The 22,091-nt window shown below is 70.1% G+C and carries 20 protein-coding genes, 1 tRNA gene, 1 pseudogene and 2 riboswitches; of the genes and pseudogenes, 17 read left to right on the top strand and 5 right to left on the bottom strand.

From position 1 onward, the window contains the following. Positions 1-28 precede the first annotated feature (28 nt). From ACWD3H_RS20990 to ACWD3H_RS20955, 8 genes are all read left to right on the top strand, one after another. On the top strand, positions 29-1,396 hold the full coding sequence (locus ACWD3H_RS20990; RefSeq protein WP_451935332.1) for a glutamine synthetase family protein: 1,368 nt from the start codon (positions 29-31) through the stop codon (positions 1,394-1,396). After that, complete coding sequence (locus ACWD3H_RS20985) at positions 1,393-2,745, top strand: aldehyde dehydrogenase family protein (protein ID WP_451956144.1); 1,353 nt, start codon at positions 1,393-1,395, stop codon at positions 2,743-2,745. Before ACWD3H_RS20990 ends, ACWD3H_RS20985 begins: the two co-directional genes overlap by 4 nt. A 5-nt stretch (positions 2,746-2,750) precedes the next feature. Then, complete coding sequence (locus ACWD3H_RS20980; RefSeq protein WP_350924856.1) at positions 2,751-3,515, top strand: 3-oxoacyl-ACP reductase; 765 nt, start codon at positions 2,751-2,753, stop codon at positions 3,513-3,515. 139 nt (positions 3,516-3,654) lie between these two features. Further along, positions 3,655-4,350 (top strand): gamma-glutamyl-gamma-aminobutyrate hydrolase family protein, encoded by a 696-nt coding sequence (locus ACWD3H_RS20975; protein WP_451956143.1) that lies wholly within the window; start codon positions 3,655-3,657, stop codon positions 4,348-4,350. Between the two features lie 78 nt (positions 4,351-4,428). Beyond that, a riboswitch (glycine riboswitch) is annotated at positions 4,429-4,527 on the top strand. Between the two features lie 2 nt (positions 4,528-4,529). Beyond that, a riboswitch (glycine riboswitch) is annotated at positions 4,530-4,614 on the top strand. A gap of 40 nt (positions 4,615-4,654) precedes the next feature. After that, positions 4,655-5,746 (top strand): glycine cleavage system aminomethyltransferase GcvT, encoded by a 1,092-nt coding sequence (gene gcvT / locus ACWD3H_RS20970; RefSeq protein ID WP_451956142.1) that lies wholly within the window; start codon positions 4,655-4,657, stop codon positions 5,744-5,746. Continuing rightward, a complete protein-coding gene (gene gcvH, locus ACWD3H_RS20965) occupies positions 5,743-6,132 on the top strand; it encodes a glycine cleavage system protein GcvH (RefSeq protein WP_030906360.1) in 390 nt (129 codons plus the stop codon). Before gcvT ends, gcvH begins: the two co-directional genes overlap by 4 nt. A 70-nt stretch (positions 6,133-6,202) precedes the next feature. Continuing rightward, positions 6,203-7,579 carry an L-serine ammonia-lyase gene (locus ACWD3H_RS20960; RefSeq protein WP_350924841.1) on the top strand — a complete coding sequence of 459 codons (1,377 nt, stop codon included), beginning with the start codon at positions 6,203-6,205 and terminating at the stop codon, positions 7,577-7,579. A 137-nt stretch (positions 7,580-7,716) separates the two neighbouring features. Further along, positions 7,717-9,498, top strand: coding sequence for a hypothetical protein (locus ACWD3H_RS20955; RefSeq protein ID WP_451956141.1), 1,782 nt, complete (start codon positions 7,717-7,719; stop codon positions 9,496-9,498). A 224-nt stretch (positions 9,499-9,722) separates the two neighbouring features. On the opposite strand, the gene ACWD3H_RS20950 is transcribed toward ACWD3H_RS20955, so the two are convergent. After that, positions 9,723-10,361 (bottom strand): DUF6286 domain-containing protein, encoded by a 639-nt coding sequence (locus tag ACWD3H_RS20950; RefSeq protein WP_350924836.1) that lies wholly within the window; start codon positions 10,359-10,361, stop codon positions 9,723-9,725. Positions 10,362-10,510: 149 nt separating this feature from the next. Here ACWD3H_RS20950 and ACWD3H_RS20945 point away from each other — a divergent pair, with 149 nt between their 5' ends. Continuing rightward, the gene (locus ACWD3H_RS20945; RefSeq protein ID WP_451956140.1) at positions 10,511-11,704 is read left to right on the top strand and encodes an amino acid deaminase/aldolase; all 1,194 of its coding nucleotides are present in this window, start codon (positions 10,511-10,513) and stop codon (positions 11,702-11,704) included. Positions 11,705-11,842: 138 nt separating this feature from the next. Here the strand turns inward: ACWD3H_RS20945 and ACWD3H_RS20940 are convergent, their stop codons facing one another. Both ACWD3H_RS20940 and ACWD3H_RS20935 read right to left on the bottom strand, forming a co-directional pair. Further along, the gene (locus ACWD3H_RS20940; RefSeq protein WP_451956139.1) at positions 11,843-12,319 is read right to left on the bottom strand and encodes a hypothetical protein; all 477 of its coding nucleotides are present in this window, start codon (positions 12,317-12,319) and stop codon (positions 11,843-11,845) included. Positions 12,320-12,409: 90 nt separating this feature from the next. Further along, positions 12,410-12,742, bottom strand: coding sequence for a DUF3618 domain-containing protein (locus tag ACWD3H_RS20935; protein WP_355559254.1), 333 nt, complete (start codon positions 12,740-12,742; stop codon positions 12,410-12,412). A 111-nt stretch (positions 12,743-12,853) separates the two neighbouring features. Between ACWD3H_RS20935 and bcp the strand changes: the two genes are divergently transcribed. The 8 genes and pseudogenes from bcp (at position 12,854) to ACWD3H_RS20895 (ending at position 20,662) form a co-directional block, all read left to right on the top strand. After that, the gene (gene bcp, locus ACWD3H_RS20930) at positions 12,854-13,318 is read left to right on the top strand and encodes a thioredoxin-dependent thiol peroxidase (RefSeq protein ID WP_451956138.1); all 465 of its coding nucleotides are present in this window, start codon (positions 12,854-12,856) and stop codon (positions 13,316-13,318) included. A 104-nt stretch (positions 13,319-13,422) separates the two neighbouring features. Continuing rightward, positions 13,423-13,830, top strand: a pseudogene (locus tag ACWD3H_RS20925) (HNH endonuclease signature motif containing protein); the annotation flags it as partial. Between the two features lie 28 nt (positions 13,831-13,858). Next, positions 13,859-13,931 (top strand) — tRNA-Leu (locus ACWD3H_RS20920). 684 nt (positions 13,932-14,615) lie between these two features. Beyond that, positions 14,616-15,815, top strand: a complete 1,200-nt coding sequence (locus ACWD3H_RS20915; RefSeq protein WP_451956137.1) for a sensor histidine kinase — start codon at positions 14,616-14,618, stop codon at positions 15,813-15,815. Between the two features lie 106 nt (positions 15,816-15,921). Further along, entirely contained in the window at positions 15,922-16,587 is a 666-nt protein-coding gene (locus tag ACWD3H_RS20910) for a response regulator (protein ID WP_451956152.1), read from the top strand. Between the two features lie 9 nt (positions 16,588-16,596). Then, positions 16,597-17,151, top strand: coding sequence for a DUF1707 SHOCT-like domain-containing protein (locus tag ACWD3H_RS20905; protein WP_451956136.1), 555 nt, complete (start codon positions 16,597-16,599; stop codon positions 17,149-17,151). A gap of 225 nt (positions 17,152-17,376) precedes the next feature. Then, positions 17,377-18,150: an ABC transporter ATP-binding protein gene (locus tag ACWD3H_RS20900; RefSeq protein WP_350924822.1), complete on the top strand. Its 774-nt coding sequence runs from the start codon at positions 17,377-17,379 to the stop codon at positions 18,148-18,150. Position 18,151: 1 nt separating this feature from the next. Next, positions 18,152-20,662 carry an ABC transporter permease gene (locus tag ACWD3H_RS20895; protein ID WP_451956135.1) on the top strand — a complete coding sequence of 837 codons (2,511 nt, stop codon included), beginning with the start codon at positions 18,152-18,154 and terminating at the stop codon, positions 20,660-20,662. A 150-nt stretch (positions 20,663-20,812) separates the two neighbouring features. On the opposite strand, the gene ACWD3H_RS20890 is transcribed toward ACWD3H_RS20895, so the two are convergent. Both ACWD3H_RS20890 and ACWD3H_RS20885 read right to left on the bottom strand, forming a co-directional pair. Next, a complete protein-coding gene (locus ACWD3H_RS20890) occupies positions 20,813-21,082 on the bottom strand; it encodes a hypothetical protein (RefSeq protein WP_350924817.1) in 270 nt (89 codons plus the stop codon). Continuing rightward, a complete protein-coding gene (locus ACWD3H_RS20885) occupies positions 21,079-21,825 on the bottom strand; it encodes a toxin glutamine deamidase domain-containing protein (protein WP_355616486.1) in 747 nt (248 codons plus the stop codon). The genes ACWD3H_RS20890 and ACWD3H_RS20885 overlap by 4 nt, the downstream gene beginning before the upstream one ends. Between the last annotated feature and the right edge of the window lie 266 nt (positions 21,826-22,091).

Genomic DNA, 22,091 nt, shown 5'->3' with positions numbered 1-22,091 from the left:
TACACGTCAATGGTCTGACACTAGCCCAATAAGACTCCGGCGAGGAGGGCGTGTGGACGTCCGCGAGCTTCACGACGAGGTGCGGGCAGGACGGATCGACACCGTGCTGCTGGCGATCGTCGACATGCAGGGCCGCCTGCAGGGGAAACGCCTGTCGGCACGTTACTTCCTGCAGGAGGTGCTGGGACATGCCTCCGAGGGATGCAACTACCTGCTCGCGGTCGACGTCGACATGAACACGGTCGACGGCTACGCGATGTCCTCCTGGGAGCGGGGATACGGCGACTTCGTCATGAAACCCGACGTGTCCACCCTGCGCCGGGTGCCGTGGCAGGAGGGGACGGCCCTGGTGATGGCCGACCTGCTCTGGGAGGACGGCTCCGACGTGGCCGCCTCGCCGCGGCAGATCCTGCGCCGGCAACTCGCCCGGCTGGCCGAGCGGGGCTGGGGGGCGTTCGTCGGGACCGAGCTGGAGTTCGTGATCTTCAACGACAGCTACGAGGACGCCTGGCGCGGCGGTTACCGTGACCTGACGCCCGCCAACCTCTACAACGTCGACTACTCCCTCCTCGGCACCGCCAGGGTCGAGCCGCTGCTGCGCAGGATCAGGCTCGGCATGGAGGGCGCGGGCATGTACGTCGAGTCGGCCAAGGGCGAGTGCAACCTCGGCCAGCACGAGATCGCCTTCCGCTTCGGCGAGGCCCTGTCCAGCTGCGACGACCACGCCGTCTACAAGAACGGCGCCAAGGAGATCGCCGCCCAGGAGGGCATGTCGATCACCTTCATGGCCAAACCGAACCAGCGCGAGGGCAACTCCTGCCACATCCACATCTCGCTCAGGGACACCGCCGGAGAGCCGGTCATGGCGGGTTCCGAGGCGCACGGACTGTCCGCGACGGGACAGCACTTCATCGCCGGTCAGCTCGCCCTCATGCGCGAGCTGACCCTGCTGTACGCGCCGAACGTCAACTCCTACAAGCGGTACGTGCCGGGCAGCTTCGCCCCCACCGCCGTCAAGTGGGGCGTGGACAACAGGACGTGCGCGCTGCGCCTGGTCGGCCACGGCCCCTCGCTGCGGATCGAGAACCGGGTGCCCGGCGGCGACGTCAACCCCTACCTGGCGGTCTCGGCACTGGTCGCGGCCGGGCTGCACGGCATCGAGAACGAACTGCCGCTTGAGGAGGCGGTCACGGGGAACGCCTACACCTCGGGCGCGGAGACCGTCCCGCACACCCTGCGGGACGCGCTGGAGCTCTGGGAGGGCTCCGCGTTCGCGGCCTCCGTCTTCGGCGAGGACGTCGTGGCGCACTACGCGAACAACGCCCGGACCGAGCTGGCCGCCTTCGACGCGGCGGTGACCGACTGGGAGCTGTTCCGAGGATTCGAACGGATGTGACGGTGAAGATCATAAATCCGGCGACAGAAGAGGTGATCGCCGAGGTCGAGATGGCGGACGCCGCCGAGGTCGACAGGGCGGTGGAGCGCGCGAGAAGGGCCTTCGCCACCTGGCGGAGCGTCGGCCCTTCCGACCGGGCCCGGCTGCTGCGCCGGTTCGCCTCGCTGGTGCGCGAGCACGCCGAGGAACTGGCCCTGCTGGAGGTCGCGGGCGCCGGGCACACGATCGGCAACGCCCGCTGGGAGGCGGGCAACGTCGCCGACGTGCTCGACTTCTACGCCGGGGCGCCCGAGCGTGACCACGGCCTGCAGATCCCGGTGCCCGGCGGCCTCGACGTCACCTTCAAGGAACCGCTGGGCGTCGTCGGCGTGATCGTGCCGTGGAACTTCCCGATGGTCATCATGACCTGGGGGACGGCCCCGGCGCTGGCCGCGGGCAACACCGTGATCGTCAAGCCCGCCGAGTGGACACCGCTGACCGCCCTGCGGGTGGCCGAGCTGGCCCTGGCCGCCGGGCTGCCCGAGGGGGTGTTTCAGGTCCTGCCCGGCGCCGGAGAGGTCGCGGGCGCCCGGCTGGTCGAGCACCCGGACGTGGCGAAGATCGTGTTCACCGGCTCCACCGAGGTGGGCAAGGAGATCGCCGCCGTCTGCGCCGGGCAGGTCAAGCGGCTCACCCTGGAGCTGGGCGGCAAGAGCGCCAACGTGGTCTTCGCCGACGCCGACCTGGAACGGGCGGCGGCGACCGCGCCGTACGCGGTCTTCGACAACGCGGGCCAGGACTGCTGCGCGCGCTCCCGGATCCTGGTCGAGCGCTCGGTGCACGACGAGTTCCTGGCCCGGTTCGGCGAGGCCGTGCTGAAGGTCAGGGTCGGCGACCCCCGCGACGAGAGCACCGAGATGGGCCCGCTGATCAGCGCCGAACACCGGGAGCGGGTGGCCTCCTACGTCACCGAGCCGCCCCACCTGCGGGGCGCGTGCCCGTCGGGGCCGGGGTTCTGGTTCCCGGCGACGGTCCTGACCCCGACCTCGGCCGACGACCGGGCGTTCACCGAGGAGATCTTCGGACCGGTGGTGTCGGTGCTGCCGTTCGACGACGAGGCGGACGCCGTGCGGATCGCCAACGACACCCCGTACGGCCTGAGCGGATCCATCTGGACCCGTGACGTCGGCCGGGCGCTCCGGGTGGCCAGGGCCGTCGAGGCGGGCAACCTGAGCGTCAACTCACATTCGAGCGTCCGCTACTGGACCCCGTTCGGCGGTTTCAAGCAGTCGGGCCTCGGCCGCGAGCTGGGACCGGACGCCCTGTCCGCGTTCACCGAGACCAAGAACGTCTTCATTTCCGAGGAGTAGAAGCGATGCTGCGTTTGCAGGACCGGGTGGCCGTCATCACCGGCGCCGGTAGCGGGATCGGCCTGGCCACCGCGCGCCGGTTCGCCGAGGAGGGCGCCCGCGTCGTGTGCGTGGACCTGGACGAGACGACCGGCGCGGCGGCCGCGGCCGAGGTCGGCGGCCTGTTCGTGAAGGCCGACGTGACCAGCGAGGACGACGTCGTCCGGATGTTCCAGACCGCGTTCGACAGCTACGGCAGCGTGGACATCGCGTTCAACAACGCGGGCATCTCACCGCCGGAGGACGACTCGATCCTGGAGACCGGCATCGACGCCTGGCGCCGGGTCCAGGAGGTCAACCTCACCTCCGTCTACCTGTGCTGCAAGCACGCCATCCCGTACATGCGGCGGCAGGGCAAGGGGTCGATCATCAACACCGCGTCGTTCGTGGCCGTGATGGGCTCGGCGACCAGCCAGATCTCCTACACCGCCTCCAAGGGCGGGGTGCTGGCGATGTCGCGCGAGCTGGGCGTGCAGTTCGCCCGCGAGGGCATCCGGGTCAACGCGCTCTGCCCCGGCCCGGTCAACACCCCGCTGCTGCAGGAGCTGTTCGCCAAGGACCCCGAGCGGGCACAGCGCCGCCTGGTGCACATCCCGATCGGCCGCTTCGCCGAGGCGACCGAGATCGCCGCCGCGGTGGCGTTCCTCGCCTCGGACGACGCGAGCTTCGTCACCGGCGCGGAGTTCCTGGTGGACGGCGGCATCTCGGGCGCCTACGTCACGCCACTCTGACCGCTCCCCGCCATCTCCGCCCCCGCCACCTTCGCGACCGGCGGTGGCGGGATTTGCCCAGGCCATACCCTGGCCCCGATAACGTGCGAGGACGTGGGCGGATGTCCCATGTCCCCGGCGTCCGCGTGAGAAAGAGATCATGTCCCGTCCCGTCATCGGCATCACCTGCTACGTCGAGCCCGCGAGGTTCACCGTCTGGGAGACGACCACCGCGCTGCTGCCGTACGACTACGTCGACCACGTGGCCCGCGCGGGCGGGCAGCCGGTGATCCTGCCGCCCGCGGGCGACCCCGCGACGCTCGTGGAGCGCCTGGACGGGCTGATCCTGGCCGGCGGCGGGGACGTCGGCCCGGAGCGGTACGGGCAGGAGCCGCATGAGCGGACCGGCTACGTCCGGCCGTTCCGCGACGACGCCGAACTGGGACTGGTCCGGGCGACGCTGGAGCGGGACCTGCCCTTCCTCGGCATCTGCAGGGGCATGCAGATCCTGAACGTCGCCCTCGGCGGCGGCCTCCACCAGCACCTGCCCGACGTGGTGGGCCACCAGGGGCACGCCCCGGCCCCCGGCAGCTACGGCAGGATGCCGGTGCGGCTCGCCCCCGGCAGCCTGACCTCGAAGGTCTTCGGGACCGAGACCGTGGACGTGGCCCACTACCACCACCAGGCCGTTGACCTGCTCGCCGAGGGCCTGACCGTGACCGCCCACGCCGAGGACGGCACGGTGGAGGCCGTGGAGGTGGAGGATCATCCGTTCGCCCTCGCCGTCCAGTGGCATCCCGAGACCGACGACGAGTCGGCCCTGTTCGAGGCGCTGGTCCGGCACGCCCGCTGCTGAGTGATTCGTGAAGGCCGGTGCGCGCCCGGGGATTTCGCTCGGCCGGTGCGGGCGGTTAGGCTGGCCTGCGACACCGATGAACCCCGCGCGGGAGAGTGTCCTGACATCCAGGCCAGGACCCCTGAAGGAGCAAGCCCTCCCCGCGAACCTCTCAAGGCAAAGGACCGTGCGGGTAGGTGCCTCTGGAAAGCAGGTCCCACGACCTCGCCGAAGGTGAAAGTCCGGTAAAACCCGGATGAAACTCTCAGGCACCAATGACAGAGGGGGAGGATGATCTCATCTGTCCCTTGTCTGAGGTGCGAACATGTCCCGACCTACGCCGCTGCGCGGCGTGCACGAGTCCCTCGGCGCGACGCTGACCGACTTCGCGGGCTGGCTGATGCCGCTCCGCTACGGCAGCGAGTCCGCCGAGCACAACGCGGTCCGCCAGGCGGCCGGCCTGTTCGACCTCTCCCACATGGGTGAGATCTTCGTGACCGGCCCGCAGGCCGCCGAGGCCCTCGACTACGCGCTGGTCGGCCACCTCTCCGCGCTGGCGCCCGGCCGCGCCCGCTACACGATGATCGTCGACGCCGGGGGCGGCGTGCTGGACGACCTGATCGTCTACCGGCTGGCCCCCGAAGAGTTCATGGTCGTCGCCAACGCCTCCAACTACCCCCGGGTGGCCGCCGAGCTGACCGAGCGCGCCAAGGACTTCGACGCCGCGGTGCGGGACCGCTCCGAGGAGTACGCGCTGGTCGCCGTCCAGGGGCCGCGCTCGGTGGAGATCCTGAGCACTCTCACCGACGCCGACCTGGACGGGCTCGGGTACTACGCGGGCCTGCCCGCCGTGGTGGCCGGACACGAGGTCCTCGTCGCCCGCACCGGATACACCGGCGAGGACGGCTTCGAGCTGTTCGTCGCGGCCTCGGCGGCGGAACCCCTCTGGACCGCCCTCATCGAGGCGGGCGCACCGCACGGGCTGGTCCCCGCCGGCCTGTCCGCGCGCGACACCCTCCGGCTGGAGGCGGGCATGCCGCTCTACGGCAACGAACTCTCCGCGGACCTCACTCCGTTCGACGCCGGGCTCGGCCGTGTGGTGAGGTTTGACAAGCCGGGCGACTTCGTCGGCCGGGCCGCCCTCGAACCGCTCAGGGACGTCCCGCCGGCCCGTCGTCTGGTCGGCCTGGTCGCGAGCGGCCGCAGGGTGCCCCGGCACGGGTATCCGGTGGTGGTCGCCGATGACGGCACGGTCGCCGGGGAGGTCACCAGCGGGGCGCCCTCCCAGACACTGGGCAGGCCCATCGCCATGGCCTACGTGGACAGCGGCCTGTCGTCGGGGCTGGCCGTCGACATCCGGGGCAGCCGCGAGCCGGTCGAGGTCGTCGAACTGCCTTTCTACAGGAGGAAAAAATGAGCAGCATTCCCGAGGACCTGCACTACACCAAGGAACACGAGTGGATCGGCGGCGTCGACGACGGCCTGACCCTCACCGTGGGCATCACCGCCTACGCCGCCGAGGCGCTGGGCGACGTGGTCTACGTGCAGGTACCCGAGGTAGGCGCGTCGATCGCCACCGGTGACGCCGTCGGCGAGGTCGAGTCGACCAAGTCGGTGAGTGACATCTTCGCACCGGTCACCGGCGAGGTCGTGGAGGTCAACCAGGCGGTCGTGGACGACCCCTCGCTGGTCAACAGCGACTCCTACGGCGACGGCTGGCTGTTCCGGGTACGTCTTGAGGGCTCCGCCGACGACCTGCTGTCGCCGGAGGAGTACACCGCGCTCACCTCGGGTGAGTCATAAGTTCGACGCCTCGCGTCACGGTCACGCGCGTCCCCGGGCGCGCGTGACCGTCCACGCTGGAAGGATTCAGATGACGATCAGTGTCTTCGATCTCTTCAAGATCGGAATCGGCCCGTCCAGCTCGCACACCGGCGGCCCGATGGCCGCCGCCCACAAGTTCGCCCGGGGTCTGCACCGGGACGGGCTGCTGGAGAAGACCGCGCGGGTGAGCGCCATCCTGTACGGCTCGCTCGGGCTGACCGGCAAGGGCCACGGCAGCGACAAGGCGGTGCTGCTCGGCCTGTCGGGCGAGAAACCCGAGCTGGTCGACGTCGACACGGTCGACGAGCGGCTGGCCGCCATGCGCGCCTCGGGCACCGTCCGCCTGTACGGCTCCCACGAGATCCCCTTCGTCATCGGCGAGGACCTCGTCTTCGAACGCAAGATCTCGCTCCCCCACCACCCCAACGGCATGCGCTTCACCGCCCTGTCGGAGTCCGGCGAGACGCTGCGCGAGAAGGTCTACTACTCGGTGGGCGGCGGCTTCGTCGTCGACGAGAACGCCACCGGCGCCGACCGGATCAAACCCGACGACACGGTCCTGCCGCACCCCTTCACCACGGCCGCGGAGCTGCTCGCCCAGTGCGCGGAGACCGGGCTGTCGATCTCCGGGCTGATGCTGGAGAACGAACGGGCGTTCGGCCGCACCGAGGCCGAGATCCGCGCCCAGCTGCTCGTCCTGTGGCAGGTCATGAGCGAGTGCGTGCGACGGGGCATCGGCAAGGAGGGCGTGCTGCCCGGCGGCCTGAAGGTCCGCCGCCGCGCCCACCAGCTCCACCGGCAACTGCGGAGCGAGCCGGGAGAGAAGGACTCGCTGCAGACGATGGACTGGGTCTCGCTGTTCGCCCTCGCGGTCAACGAGGAGAACGCCGCCGGCGGCCGGATCGTCACCGCGCCCACCAACGGCGCCGCGGGCATCATCCCCGCCGTGCTCACCTACTACGACCGCTTCGTCCGCGAATCCGATGACGAGGGGGTGATCCGCTTCCTGCTGACCGCGGGGGCGATCGGCGTGCTGTTCAAGGAGAACGCCTCCATCTCCGGGGCCGAGGTGGGCTGCCAGGGGGAGGTCGGCTCCGCCTGCTCGATGGCCGCCGCCGGGCTCACCGAGGTGATGGGCGGCACCCCCGAGCAGGTCGAGAACGCCGCCGAGATCGGTATCGAGCACAACCTGGGGCTGACCTGCGACCCGATCGGCGGCCTGGTGCAGATCCCGTGCATCGAGCGCAACGCCGTCGCCTCGATCAAGGCCATCGCCGCGGCCAGGATCGCGCTGCGCGGCGACGGCCGCCACTTCGTCTCGCTGGACAAGGCCATCAAGACGATGCGCGACACCGGCCGCGACATGCTCGACAAGTACAAGGAGACCAGCCGCGGCGGGCTCGCGGTGAACGTCATCGAGTGCTGAACGCTTCCCCAGATCCACGCTTCAGATGAGGAACGCCGCATAGAACTCGATCGCCGCCAAATTTCGCATCACGTATGGGCCCCTCCCGTCCCGCGCCTATGCTGGGTGGCCATGTCCGCGGGACTCGGGAGGTCGTGGTGGTAACGGGAACGCACCCGGCGAACCGTGCCTCGCGGGTGCTCCGTTTCTTCGGGGCACACTGGCTCTTCATCGCCGCCCTGCTGGCCGGCGGCTGCCTGCGCGCCCTGGCCGTGCTCGGCTACCGGCCCGCCCTGTGGTTCTGGGCCGACTCCTTCGTCTACCTGAACGCCGGGCTCGACCCTCGCCCCCTGGAACCCCGTCCCGGGGGCTACTCGCTGTTCCTGTGGATCCTCAAGCCGCTGGCCAGCGTCCAGGCCGTGGTCGTCGTCCAGCACCTGCTCGGGCTGGCCGTGGCGCTCTGCGTCTACCTGCTGCTGCGCAGGCTGGGCCGCCTGCCGGGATGGGGCGCGACGCTCGCCGCGCTGCCGGTGCTGCTGGACGCCCACCAGATCCAGCTCGAACACCTCGTCATGGCGGACCTGCTCTTCCAGTTCCTGGCGGTGCTGGCGGTCACCCTGCTGCTGTGGCGGCAACGCCCGGCCGCCTGGGTCGCGGCGCTGGCCGGCCTGCTGCTGGCCGCCGCGACGGTCACCCGGACCATCGGGCTGCCGCTGATCGCCGTGGCGCTGGTCTGCCTGGTGATCCGCCGGGCCGGGTGGCGGGCGGTCGTCTCCGCGACCCTGACCGCCGCCATCGGCCTGGGCTCGTACGCCGCCTGGTTCGAATCCGAGCACGGCAGCTACGCGCTGACCCGGGGCAACACCTTCCTGTGGGCGCGGACGATGACCTTCGCCGACTGCGCCAGGATCCAGCCGACCGGCCCCGAGGCGGCCCTGTGCCCCGTCGAACCGGTGGGACAGCGCGCGGCGCCGCCGGTCTACATCTGGGACGGCGCCTCACCGCTGAACAAGGTCAAGGGCGGCTGGGCCGAGCGCGACGCGCTCGCCGGCGCCTTCGCCACCCAGGCCATCAAGGCCCAGCCGCTGGACTTCCTGCGGGCGGGCCTCGACGACGCGGTCCACATCTTCGACTGGACCCGGCGCGTCTACCCGACCCCCGGACCGCAGAGCGCCTACGTCTTCCCCGACACGCTGCGCCCCTTCCCCACCGAGGCCGCCTCGCAGGGGAAGACCGCCGAGCAGCTGACCGTGGCCTACCAGGGCGTCTCGGGAGCGCCGACGATGGCCGAGCCGTACGCGGGCTGGTTGCGCGGTTACCAGGAGTACGGCTTCGTGCGCGGCCCGTTCCTCGCGGTGATCTGCCTGATCGGCCTGGTCGGCGTGCTGATGCGGCTGCGGCGGCTCGGCGGCGCGGTGCTGCTGCCCTGGGCCGCGGGGACCATGCTGCTGATCCTGCCGCCCTTCATCGCGGCCTTCGACCACCGCTACGTGGTGCCCGCGCTCCCGCTGGTCTGCCTGGCCGCCGGGCTGGCCTTCGGCGTCCGGCACCAGGAGAGTACCCCCGAGGAACCGGCGGAGGAGGAACCGGACTTCGAACCGGACTACGGCAGGACCGCCGAGCGGCCGGTGTACGCGAGCCCCGTCGCGGAGCCGGCGTACGACAGGTCAGCGGCGGCGGACGTGCAGACGAACCATCGCGCCGAGTTCTACCTCCCCGAGAGCCCGTCTGACCTTCCCCACCGCGTCCTTGTTCAGCCGCGCCACGAGCCTGCCGACATCGGTCCCCGGCGCGCAGCCCACACTGATTCGCAACCGCTCGTGCCTTACGTACCTGACCCGAATCCGGACGAGCCCTTCGACTTCTTTAAGGGCAACAGCGAGCATGGCGGTCCCCGTTCCGGTCCGCCCGCCCCACCGTCCCCAGCCCAGGGCGTGTAGCAGCCACCGCACCGCCAGCAGCGCGAGCACCACCAGCAGCAGCCCGACCAGCCAGCCCAGCCACGGATGCGCGGCCAGCCAGCCGGGGAACCCCCCGCGCACGAGCCTGGCCCCGGGCGGCTGACCGGGCAGGTCGCCACGTCCCCGCAGGAAGGTGTAGAGACCGGCGCAGACCAGCACCGCGCCGGTGACGGCCAGGCCGATCCGGTTGCCGAGATACGGTCTCATCTGACCCTCCGCCTGCGCAGCCGCACCACGACGTCGCCCGCGCACATCGCGCCCAGGCCCGCCATCCGGTCGCCCACCGCCGCGCCCACCCCGCGCAGCACCGGCCCGGTCCGCTCGGCCTCGGTGAACACGGTGACCTCGACGATCCGCGACGCGAGCCGGACCCGTGCCCCGCTCACCTCCTCCACCGACGCCGCCGCCTCCCCCAGCGTGCGGCAGAGCCCGGACCTGGTGATCCCGATCACCATGTGCGGATCTCCCGACTCCAGCGGCACCAGCCTGGGTCGTCCCGGCAGGGCCGCGAGCCCGAGCATCAGCAGGCCCGCCGCCATGGCGAGCACCGCCATGGCGAACACGACGGGGTCCGACCAGCTCCACGAGCCGGCCCCGTTGACGAGCCGCCGGTAGGGCATTCGCGCGACGGGCGACTCCATCAGCAGGCCCACGGTCACCGAGGCCGAGACCGACAGCACGACGGACGCCACCAGCGCCGCCGGCACGCCCGCCGGGGTTCTCCCCGGCCGAAGCAGCCGCACCGACCTGCGGCGGACGTCCTGAAACTGCTCGGCCGCCCTGCCTCCCGCGCTCCCGGTGCTCCCCGAGCCCGCCAGGACGTCCTGGAGAGTAGTCGTCATTCGGTCAGGTGTACGCGTTCCGGCGGGGTCGAGGCCGGGATCAACCGCCCTCTTGCGCGATCTTGGGACCCTCCTGGTGGGAGTATTGAGCACCTCTCCAGCAACATGAATACTACTCATATTCTTTCGAGCCAGGTTATCCTGCGAACATGGACGACCTCCAGCGCTACAACCGGGCCACCGCACACCTGGACCCCCCCTTCGCCGTCCTCGACCTGCCCGCCCTGCGCGCCAACGCCGAGGGAATGCTCCACCGGGCTCACGGCAAGCCGATCAGGGTCGCGAGCAAGTCCATCAGGTCCCGGGCCGTGCTCGAACGGATCCTCGCCATGGACGGCTTCACCGGGATCATGGCCTTCACCCTCCCCGAGGCCCTCTGGCTGGTCTCCACCGGAATGCGGAACGTGCTCGTCGCCTACCCCACGGTGGACCGCGCCGCGCTCGCCGAGCTGGCCGCCGAACCGCTCGCCGCACGGGAAATCACCATCATGGTGGACCGGATCGACCACCTCGACCTCGTCGACTCCGCCGTCGCCGGCGTCCACGACCGCCAGGAGATCCGGCTCTGCCTCGACATCGACGCGGGCTACCTCGCCTTCGGCGGCCGGTTCCGGGCGGGCGTCCGCCGCTCCCCCATCCGCGAGAGCGACCAGGCCGCCGACCTGGCCACCCAGATCGCCAAACGCCCCGGATTCCGCCTCGTGGGCCTGATGGCGTACGAGGCGCAGATCGCCGGGGTCGGCGACGACCCCCCCGGCAAGCCCGCCCTCACCCGGGCCATCCGCCTGATGCAGACCCGCTCCCAGCGCGAGCTGATCACCCGCAGGGGCCGGATCGTCCAGGCCGTCCGCCAGATCACCGACCTGGAGTTCGTCAACGGCGGCGGCACCGGCAGCATCGAGAAGACCGCCAGGGAAAGAGCCATCACCGAGATCGCCGCCGGCTCCGGCTTCTTCCACCCCCGCCTGTTCGACTTCTACCGGGGCTTCGGCGGCCACCCCGCCGCCCTCTTCGCCCTGCCCGTCGTACGCCGCCCCGCACCCGGCGTCGTCACGGTCCTCGGCGGCGGCTACCCGGCCTCCGGTGCCCCCGGCGCCGACCGCCTGCCCCAGCCCTACCTGCCGTGCGGGCTGCGATACGACCCCAACGAGGGAGCCGGCGAGGTCCAGACCCCCCTGGTCGGACCGGCCGCCGAGGACCTGCGCACCGGCGACCGGGTCTGGTTCAGGCACGCCAAGGCCGGCGAGCTCTGCGAGCGCTTCGCCGGCCTGCACCTGATCGACGGGGACAGGGTCGTGGACGAGGTCCCCACCTACCGGGGCGAAGGCCGCACCTTCCTCTGACCCGCCCCCGTGCACGCGGAGCAGGCACCTCGCCCACCGGCGGGTGCCCGCTCGTGTCTCATCCCCCACCCTCCGGCCCCGGAAGCCCGCGCTGCCCCGCGCCCGGAGAGGCCCCCGTACGGGGCTCAGCGGAAACCTCTAGAAGCCCAGGTCGAGGTCGTACCACCTGCTGCACTTGTAGGTGGACCAACCCCGGTAGCTGATCTGGCAGGTCTTCACCCGCACCTCGCTGACATCGTGCGCCGTGACGCGGAAGTACTTGGTGTCGTCATAGCCGCACTGCTTCACCCGCTTGATGACATTCCAGTCCTCGTCATCGGACGAGGCGGCCTGCACCTCGAAGTAGGCACACCGCCCGCCCCGGGCCAGCGAACGCCGGTCACCGTCGTACAGCCCGCCCCGCAGCACGAACGTGTTCTCATCCTCGTCGTCGCCCTCGACCGAGTATTCGGCCTCGACCGTGGCCAGCCCGTTCCTGGACTCCTGGTCGAAGCTGTCGTCGAAGTCACGCGCGGCCGACGCCGGCGCCGACGCCGCGAAGGCGGCCGGAGCCACCGTCAGCATGAGACCGGTGGTCGCCGCCACCGCGACCGCAGCGCGAATGATGCTTTTCACGGATTTACCCTCCCTTTTCCTTGCTCGCAATATTCCGCGAGCAAGGAAAAGGGCACATGAGTAAACCCCTACTCAATTCGGGGCCGCCGATCACCGGCGACGGCGCCGCCACAACATGATCACCGCACTGACCGCCAGCAGCGTACCCACGCCGATCAGGATCGGCGCCAGCTCAGGCCGGTCGTCCGCCCACAGGTCCTCAGGCTCGCCCTCGGCCCTGACCGGCCTCGGCCCCGCCACACCGCCCACCAGATCACCGACCTGGGCGACAAAATGCTCGGCATTCGCCCTGACCTTCGCCACGCCACGCTCCGCGACCCGCTTGGGGTTCACCCGGTCCGCGATGGCGTCCACCGTCTGGGCCAACTCCGCGCGCGTGCGCTCGATCTGCCGCTCCAACTCCGCGGGATCGGTGTCCGCCATGGCTCTCCTCCCCTACTCCTTGACATCGATCAGTCTGTCAGGTCCGGCCCACCCACGGCACTTCGGACAGGCCGGTAAGTTGACCTGGGAACCATTCCTCGGAGGGACATCATGAAACTCGAGCCGGGCGACGCCGCCCCGGACTTCACGCTTCCGGCCGCCGACGGCACCACCGTGTCGCTTGAGCAGTACCGCGGCAGGCGCGTCATCCTCTACTTCTACCCCGCCGCGATGACCCCGGGCTGCACCAAACAGGCCTGCGACTTCCGCGACAGCCTGGCCTCGCTCGGCTCGGCCGGCCTCACCGTGCTCGGCGTCTCGAAGGACACCCCCGCCAAGCTCGCCAAGTTCGTCGAGCGCGACGCCCTGACCTTCCCGCTCCTGTCCGACCCCGCGCTGGAGGTCCACAAGGCCTACGACGTCTACGGGGAGAAGATGATGTACGGCAAGACGACGGTCGGGGTCATCCGCTCCACCTTTGTCATCGACGCCGACGGCAAGATCGAGAAGGCTCTCTACAACGTGAAGGCGACCGGCCACGTGGCCCGGCTCCGCCGCGAACTCGGCGTCGATTAAATCCCTTTTTTAGCCATTTATCATGACATGGGCACGCGTCGAGAATTGTCGTACCCGTTACCTAGACTTGACGCGTGCCCGTCAAATACAAATACACCCCCGAAATGCTGGCGGAGGCCGCGGCCGACTCCCTCAGCATCGCCGACGTCCTCCGCCGCCTCGGCATCACCATCGCGGGCGGCAACCACGCCCACATCAGCCGCCAGCTGAAGCGCTTCGGAATCGACACGTCGCACTTTCGCAGGGTCTCCCCCAACAGAGGGAAGCCCTCCCCACGACGCAGTCGCCCGGAACAGGTTCTCGCCATACGATCGGAGGGCAGCCCTCGCCCAGACCCCGGGCAGCTCAGGCGCAGCTTGATCGAGATCGGGATGCCATACCGCTGCGCGGGCTGTAGGATCGAGGGCGCCCGGCAAGGTCAGGCATTGACACTGCACGTTGACCATATCAATGGCAACTGGCTGGACAACAGAAAAGAAAACCTGCGCTTTCTCTGCCCCAATTGCCATTCACAGACAGAGAATTTCGCAGGCAAGAATAGGGGTCGTAGCCCAACGGCAGAGGCCACGGTTTTAGGTACCGTCCAGAGCGGGTTCGAATCCCGTCGACCCCACAAAACAATTCAAAGCCAACCGGTCGACACGAAGTCGATGGACACCAGCATAACAATATCGGCCCAGGATTCATTCTTCATAGAATATTGCCGGACCGAAAGACGCTTCGCGTCGAGATCTGCGGTCATACGCAGAGCCATTCAATTGCTGCGCGAATCCGTCCTCGCGGAAGACCGTGCCGCCGCGTCCGGTGTGGCGGGTGAGGCCGGGGATGCACGTTCGGGTGGCTTCGCCGTGGGAGACGGCTTCGGTGAGTCACCCGTGTGAGCTCCGGTCGACCGCTCGTGGGACCGGCGTCGCCCGGAACGGCACGATGTCCACCGCTGGACGGGAAAAACCCTGTGGATCCGCGCGGGTAACCGGGTGATTCGGGTGAGATCACCGAAGCATCCGAGCGGGCGCGGAGCGGTATCCGATGTGGCGGCTCCATCAGGTGTGGCGGGGGGAACGGGGAAAACGTCAGGTCGCGCGGCGTGGTCTAAATGCCGCGCGACCCAGCGTCGTTGTGACTGATCATCACAAACTGTCTCCCTTTACTCACCCCGGAGGGTGCTCCCATAAACCATGGTGCCGCAGGGGCCGTAAAGGCTCTGTAAGTCGTGCCGGATGTGCGACCTGGGTCGTACATCGGGCTCCCCCTTCAGGGGGAAGGGCGGTGATCTGCGTATACGTATCGTGGTGGTGTGTTCGGCAGATTACGCGCCTGGAGCAGGCGCCATCCCGGGATTACGGACGCGCTGTGGCTGAGCCCGTTCCTGCTGATCTCGGTGCTCAATGTCTGGGCCGTCGGGACGGGTGACCTGGTGGCGTTGGGAACGACGAGGCTTGGGTCGTGGGGGTTCGCGGGGCTGGGGTTGTTGCTGTTCGTGCCGCTGCTCTGGTTGCGGCAGCGTCCCGTCACGGTCTTCGTGATCATCTCGCTGACCTGTTTCCTGCAGTGGCTTCTCGGTGTGCAGCCCTTGTTCTTCAATATCTCGGTGCTCGTCGCCATGTACGGTGTGGCGTCGCGGCGCCCGCTGCGCTGGGCGGTCGGCGCGGGTCTGGTGGTGGAGTTGGGGCTGGCTCTGGCGTTCGCGCGGTTGGCGCCGGAACTCGATGTGAGTGCCTTCGCCACGGCCTCGGCGTTCGCGGTGGCGATCTGGATCGCGGGGATCTACGCGAACACCCGTCGCCGCTATCTGGAGGGGTTGGAGGAGCGGGCCGAGCGGGCGGAGCGGGAGCGTGATCAGCAGGCCCGGTTGGCGGCGGCGGCGGAGCGGGCTCGGATCGCCCGTGAGCTGCACGATGTGGTCGCGCACAATGTGAGCGTGATGATCGTTCAGGCGGACGGGGCGGGTTATGCGATCGAGCATGATCCGGAGCAGGCGCGTCAGGCGATGCGGGCGGTCTCGGCGACGGGGCGCGGGGCGCTGGCGGAGATGCGGCGGATGGTGGGTGTGTTGCGGGCCGATGGTGTGCAGGAGGAGTACGCTCCGCAGCCGAGCCTGTCGCAGTTGGACGATCTGGTGGCGCGGGTGCGTGCGTCCGGGCTGCCGGTGGAGTTTCGGGTGCTCGGGGTGCCGCGGAAGCTTCCTGAGGGGGAGCAGTTGACCGTCTATCGGATCGTGCAGGAGGCGCTCACCAATACTCTCAAGCACGGCGGTCCGGGGAGCAGGGCCGTGGTGGAGATGGAGTACGGCGTGCGGGAGTTGCTGTTGCGGGTGACCGACGACGGTCGTGGTGCCGCGGCGCCGCGGCGTGAGGGCGGGCACGGCCTGGTCGGCATGCGGGAGCGGGTCGCGCTGTTCGGTGGGAGTGTGGAGGCGAGGCCCGGTCCCGGTGGCGGTTTCCGGGTGGTGGCGCGGCTGCCGATCGGTGAGGCCGGGACGGGTCGGGCGGCTTGAGAGTGGGCGTCCGGGTCGGGTGTGGTGGCGATCGGGTGCGTTCGGTGGAGAACGGTCGGGCGTGTCCCGTGGAGAGCAGAACGGGTGTGGAGCGGTGAGCGACCGGGTGATTCGGGTGATGCTGGTCGACGATCAGGAGTTGCTGCGTACCGGGTTCCGGATGGTGCTCGGCGCCCATCCCGGTATCGAGGTCGTCGCGGAGGCGGGCAACGGGGCCGCCGCGGTGGAGGCGGTGCGGGCGGTCGAGGTCGACGTGGTGCTGATGGATGTGCGGATGCCGGTCATGGACGGGGTGGAGGCGACGCGGTTGATCTGTTCGGTGGCCGGAGGGCCTCGGGTGCTGATCCTGACCACGTTCGATCTGGACGAGTACGCGTTCGCGGCGTTGAAAGCGGGTGCGTCGGGGTTCCTGTTGAAGGATGTGCCGCCCGCCGATCTGGTGAGTGCGATCCATTCGGTGCACAGCGGGGACGCGGTGGTGGCGCCGAGCACGACGCGGCGGTTGCTGGAGCGGTTCACGGTGCATCTTCCCTCGGCGGGGGTGGCCGAGTCGGCCGCGCTGTCGGGGTTGACGGCGCGGGAGCGTGAGGTGCTGGTGCTGGTGGCGAGGGGGTTGTCGAACATGGAGATCGCCGGTCGGCTGGAGTTGGCGGAGGCGACCGTCAAGACGCATCTGGGCCGGGTGCTGGCCAAGCTGGGCCTGCGGGATCGGGCACAGGTCGTTGTGTATGCCTATGAATCCGGGCTCGTAACTCCACATTCGGCCGATTAGCATCGTCACATGACGGATCTCAGTGGTCGGCTCCGCGCATCGCATGCCGACCGTGACGCGGTCATCGAGCAGCTACGCGTGGCCGCGGGAGACGGGCGGCTCACGCTGGAGGAGCTGGAGGAGCGGATCGAGCAGGCGCAGTCCGCCAGGACGTACGACGACCTGAGGGCGCTGACCTCGGATCTGCCGGGAAACTCGTCGCCTGCCGTACCGGGTGGCAGCGGGGTTCTGGAGCTGCGGACGAAGCACGGATTGGCGCAGCGGACGGGTCACTGGGTGGTGCCCGCGCACATCGTGGCGAGTTGCGCTTCGGGCAGGGTGAAGATCGACTTCACCGGGGCGGTGTGCTCGCACCGTGAGGTGCTGCTGGAGGCGACCTGCGGGATGGGGGAGATCCGGGTGATCGTGCCGCGCGGGTGGACCGTGTGGGTCGACACGCTGACGACGAACATGGGCACGATCAGCAACAAGGCCACCGATCCGGGCCTTCCGGACGCGCCGACGCTGCGCGTCACCGGTACGGTCGGCCTGGGCCGCCTCAAGATCAGATACCCGCGGAAGTGACCTCCGGCGTGGGCGGGCCCCGATGGAAGTGAGGCTCAGGCCCGCGTGAGGCCCCGGTCACCTCGGCCGAATGGCCGAGGTCGTACTACGACGGAGGTGGCGCATGTCCCCCTCTGGACGCCCTCCACCGCACCGCAGGTCAGGCCTAAAGCCTGATGGATCCCACTTTCCCCATCAATAGCGTTTGGTGCGTCATAACGCCATACGTTGTTGAGGAGAACTGCCGTGACCATCACCGGAGAGGTCGGCGCGTGGGGCGCGCGTGGAAAAGGCGCGGAGCCGGCCGTGACGGCCAGGGGTCTCACGAAGGTGTACGGCCGGGGGGACACCGCCGTGCACGCGTTGCGCGGCGTGGACGTCTCGTTCTCGTCCGGCGCCTTCACCGCGATCATGGGGCCCTCGGGGTCGGGTAAGTCCACGCTGATGCACTGCCTGGCGGGGCTGGACACGGTGAGCGGCGGGCAGGTGCGCATCGGGGACGTGGAGCTCACCGGTCTCAACGACAGGCAGCTCACCCTGCTCCGCCGCGAGCGGATCGGCTTCGTCTTCCAGGCGTTCAACCTGCTGCCGACGCTGACCGCCGAGCAGAACATCCGGCTCCCGCTGGAGATCGCCGGGCGGCTGGCCGACCCCGAGCTGTTCGACCTGGTCGTGGCGACCGTGGGGCTGCGCGACCGGCTGGGGCACAAGCCCGCCGAGCTGTCCGGCGGCCAGCAGCAGCGGGTCGCGGTCGCCCGCGCCCTGATCAGCGGGCCACAGGTCATCTTCGCCGACGAGCCCACCGGCAACCTGGACTCGCGGAGCGGTGCCGAGGTGCTGTCGTTCCTGCGTACGTCGGTGCGTGAGCTCGACCAGACGATCGTGATGGTCACCCATGACCCGGTGGCTGCCTCCTACGCCGACCGGGTGGTCTTCCTCCGTGACGGCCTGCTGGTCAGTGAGCTGGTGGGGCCGACGCCGCAGTCGGTGCTGGACACGCTGATGAAGCTGGAGGCGTGAGGTGCTGAGGACGACGCTGGCCGGGTTGCGCGCGCACCGGCTGCGCCTGATGCTGACGTCGCTGGCGATCGCGCTGGGGGTGGGCTTCATCGCGGGGACGTTCGTACTGACCGACACCATCGAGGCGGGTTTCACCCAGAAGTTCGCGGCGGCGGCCGACCGGATCGACGTCGCGGTGCTCCCGCTGCCGGACAAGGGCGGTGAGGCGCCGGTCGTCTCCGACGCGACCCTGGAGAGGATCCGCGCCACGGAAGGTGTCGCCGACGCCCAGGGGCTGGTGCGGGGCACGTCCGCCCTGATCGGCAAGGACGGCAAGGCGGCCGGTGACTATCCCACGGTGGGGATCTCCCTGCCCGAGGGCGCGCTGAACCGTACCTCGATCGTCAGCGGCGCGGCGCCGAGGACCGCGAAGGAGGCGGTGCTCGACGAGGGTACGGCCAGGACTCGTGGCTTCAAGGTCGGCGACACCATCGCGGTGCTCGACTCGGAGAACGTCAGGCACGAGTTCACCCTGGTGGGCCTGTTCGACATCGGCCTGGACCAGGAGATCGGGTACAGCGGCGCGGTCGGCTACACCACCGGCACGGCCAGGAAGATGACCGGGCAGCAGGGGTTCCGGGAGATCGACGTCGCCGCCGCCGAGGGGGTCTCCCAGGAGACGCTGCGCGCCTCGGTCGCGGCGGTCGTGGGGGCGGATCACCAGGTCAAGACCGGTGAGCGGTACGCGGCGGACCTGGCCAAGGCCAACGGTGCCAGCAGCGAGTTCCTCACCCTGGGTCTGCTGCTGTTCGGCGTGGTGGCGATGTTCGTGGCCGCGCTGGTCATCTACAACACCTTCAACATCCTGGTGGCCCAGCGGACCCGTGAGATGGCGCTGCTGCGCTGTATCGGGGCGACACGCGGGCAGGTCTTCGGCTCGATCGTGCTGGAGTCGGCGGTGGTCGGCCTGCTGTCGTCGGTGCTGGGCCTGCTGCTCGGCTACGGGATGGGGGCGGGAGCGCTGGCCGTGCTCACCGCGGTCGGCGCGCCGCTGCCGTCGGTCGCGGCCTCCCTGACGCCTCGTACGATCGTTCTGGGACTGGTCATCGGCCTGACCGTCACGGTCGGCGCGGCGCTGTTGCCCGCCAGGTCGGCGACGCGGGTGGCGCCGATCGCGGCGCTGCGCTCGCAGGCCGAGGAGCAGACCTTCAGGGCCGGCCTGGTACGGATGATCTTCGCGGCGCTCTTCCTGGTCTCGGGCGCGGGGATCACCGCGGCGGGCATGGCCATGGAGCCCGGCGAGACCGCGCTCGTCGTGGTCATGGCCGGTTGCTCGCTCGTCTTCCTGGCGGTGCTGACCCTCGGCCCGGTGATCGTGAAGCCGCTGTCCGCCTTCGCGGGCTGGGTTCCGGCCAGGCTCTTCGGGGTGCCGGGCAGGCTGGCCGTGGACAACTCCCGGCGTAACCCGAAGCGGTCGGCGACCACCACGGTGGCGCTCACCGTGGGCGTGACGCTGATGACCGTCATCTCCGTCCTCACCGGCACCATCCGGGTGACCTACGCCCATCAGCTCGACGAGCAGTTCCCGATCGACTACCTGGTGCAGAGCCAGGATCGCAGCTCGGAGCTGCCCCGGGCGATCGCCGAGGACCTGCGGACCAGGCCGGAGCTGACCGCGGTCGTCGCGTTCCGGTCAAGCACCGCCAGGCTCGCGACCGGGGACGAGAAATACGAGGTGGGAACGTTCACCCCGGCTCCGGGTTTCGTCCCGAAGCTGGACGCGGGCTCGGTCGGCCGGCTCGTGCCGGGTACGGCGCTGGTCGCGGACCACGTCGCCGAGCGGCTCAAGGTCGGGGTCGGTGACCGGGTCACCGTGCGGACGGCGAAGGCGGGTGCGGTCGAGCTGTCGATCGTGGGCGTCTCCAACCGGGAGTCGGGCCTTTCCGGTGTGACGGTGCCGGAGCGGGAGTTCGACCGCTACTTCGGCGAGGTGGGCGACAGCCGGGTGATCGTCAACCACTCCGACGGCGTGGATCCCGACCGGGCGCTGCTGGCCGTCGAGGCGGCGACGCGGCCGTACCCGACGGCGAAGGTCGCCAGCTCGACGGAGGTACGGGGCGAGTTCGACGAGGCGCTCGACATGATGCTGATGATCATCACGGGGCTGCTCGGCCTGGCGGTGCTCATCTCCCTGCTGGGCATCGCCAACACGCTCTCGTTGTCGGTCCACGAGCGCACCCGCGAGTCGGCGCTGCTGCGGGCGCTCGGCCTGACCAGGCCCCAGCTGCGGCGGATGCTCTCGGTCGAGGCGCTGGTCCTGGGGCTCATCGGCGCGCTGGTCGGCGTGGTGCTGGGCATCGGGTTCGGCTGGGCCGCCGCGCGGACGATGACCGAGAACGTCATCTTCCAGTTGCCGGTGCCGCAGATCCTGTCGTTCGTGGCGCTGTCCGGCCTGGCCGGGGTGCTCGCCGCGGTCCTGCCCGCGCGGCGCGCGGCCCGCGCCTCGGTGGTGGGTTCGCTCGCGAGCGGCTGAGCGCGGCCGGGCCGGATCGCAAGCGTCGCGCGAGTCCGAGCACGGCCGGGACGATCCGAAGTCCTGCCGGGCGGCCCGAGCCGGATGAGCAGGGCGTTTTCCGATCCGGCCCGACGGGGCAGGTTGAGCATGGTGGCCGGGACGTCTTCGTTATCGGGGGCGGCGTCCCGGCCACTGCTCCGCCACCGTCTCGGGGTTGAGCAGCGGCCGGATGACGATCTCGCCGGTGGCCCTGTCGATGACCACGCACCCGGAGCCGACGGTGTCGGGCAGCACGCTGGGATCGTCGGAGTCGGGCTCATTCGCCCAGGCGACATAGCCCTCTTGAAAGGCATAAATCCTGATTTCGACGGCGGCGCCTGCGCTACGGACGCCGTTGAAGTACTCCTCCGCCACCGCCCTGGCCTGGTCCGGGTTCACAGCCGCCGCCCCTCCCTGTCGATCACGACGCAGAACACGCCGGTCACCGACTCGTACGGCGGTTCCACCGCCATGTGCCCCCGCTGCCCGTCGATCCAGATCACCTCGCCGTCGAAGTTCACCGCGTTCCACGCGTGGCTGCCCCCGGCCGGCCAGCGGTTGACGACCATGGCCGAGGAGCCGTGCCCCCCGGCCAGCAGCGCCTGCGCGATCGGGAGGTAGGCGTGGCGCCCCTGCCCCACGTACTGGAAGCGCTGTCCCAGCCACCGCTCCGCCCTGGCCACTCCCCCGGCCTCGCCGCTGAGCAGCGGCCTGCCGACCCGGTCGTACTCGGGCCGCCGGGGCGCGGCCACCGCCGGGGCTCCGTACCAGGTGGAGAGCACCGACAGCGCGCAGTCGATCGCGTTGGTGGCCCGGAACGGGTCGTCGGCCGGCCCGGTCCCGTTGATCAGCCTGATCCACATGCCGCGCGGGTCGGGGAAGCGGCGCGGGGTGCCCTGCTCGGTGACCGGGACGGCCCGCAGCATGTCCTCCTCGGTCTGCGGGTCGGGCCTGGCCAGGCCGCCCGCCACCCCGTACGGCCGGCACTGGTCCAGCCGGGCCGGCCCCCAGCGCATCCGCTCCCGCTCCCGGGGCACCGCCGCCGCCGGCACCTGAAACTCCAGCTCGAAGTCCCGCCACCGCTGCCCGTCCACAGTCACCACGGGGTTGTAGACCCCCGAGGCCAAACTCCACTCGCTCACCGGCTCCCCCGTCCCCCAACCCCTGGGAGCCAGATAGTAGAGCGGCCCACCCACCCGACACGGAGGAGTTGACCATTTAAAGGCCAGGCGTTCCAGTGGTCGTCGCGACACCCCGTTGAGGGGATGTGATGGGCTTCGGGATCCGAGAGGACCGGGAACACTCCCAGGCTTGCGGTTCGTGCGACAGGGCTTGGGCGAGCAGTGCGTACCGGCGGCGGCGACCTCAGCGCCATGCCTCGGTCGAACGAGCCGGCCCACGGGACCGG

It is taken from the genome of Streptosporangium sp. NPDC002607, assembly GCF_053592655.1.
The sequence above is the reverse complement of the archived record's forward strand: the minus strand, read 5'-3'. Positions and strand labels throughout refer to the sequence as shown.